The following is a 462-nucleotide window of genomic DNA, read 5'->3' on the forward strand; positions in this document are numbered from 1 at the left end:
TGGAATTGGTAGGCGTTGGCGAGGATGCCATGCTCCTCGAGCACCTGGGCGATGATTGCCTGCACGGTCTTGTGCTGGAACATGCGCTGGTTGATGCGGTGGGCCAGGTACGCCAGCTGCGGGCGTAAGGTGACCTGATAGCGGGTCAGGCGCTTGCCTGCCTCGCCTTGCGCGGCGCGGTAGATCAGGCCGTGCAGGCCCCGCCCGTCGTCGCCGAGCTGAAGGAACGCGGGCTTGTGCAGCAGGCTCTCCAGGTTCAGCGAGGGGTGCTCGCTGACCAGCTCCAGGTCGATGGCGTAGGGTTGGCTGATGGCTTCCGTGCCGTCGAAGGCGAGGACCTGGAAGTCATGCTCCAGGCCATCGATGTGCAAGCTGAAGTGGGTCTGGTTCGCGGCGGCAAACATCCTTGTCCCTCATGTTGCGAAAATTCGGTGGCAAAACGACCGCAGCCCGCTGCGCGAA

1 protein-coding gene is annotated in these 462 nt (G+C 63.9%); it reads right to left on the reverse strand.

Annotated features, from left to right (window positions below):
* Nucleotides 1-404 (reverse strand): contractile injection system protein, VgrG/Pvc8 family (locus tag ACQ4N9_RS26555; RefSeq protein WP_430934139.1); only part of this gene is annotated, 404 nt, incomplete at its 3' end.
* Nucleotides 405-462 lie beyond the last annotated feature (58 nt).

The sequence above is a fragment of the Pseudomonas sp. ES1 genome (assembly GCF_050586605.1).
GTDB classification, from domain to species: domain Bacteria; phylum Pseudomonadota; class Gammaproteobacteria; order Pseudomonadales; family Pseudomonadaceae; genus Aquipseudomonas; species Aquipseudomonas sichuanensis.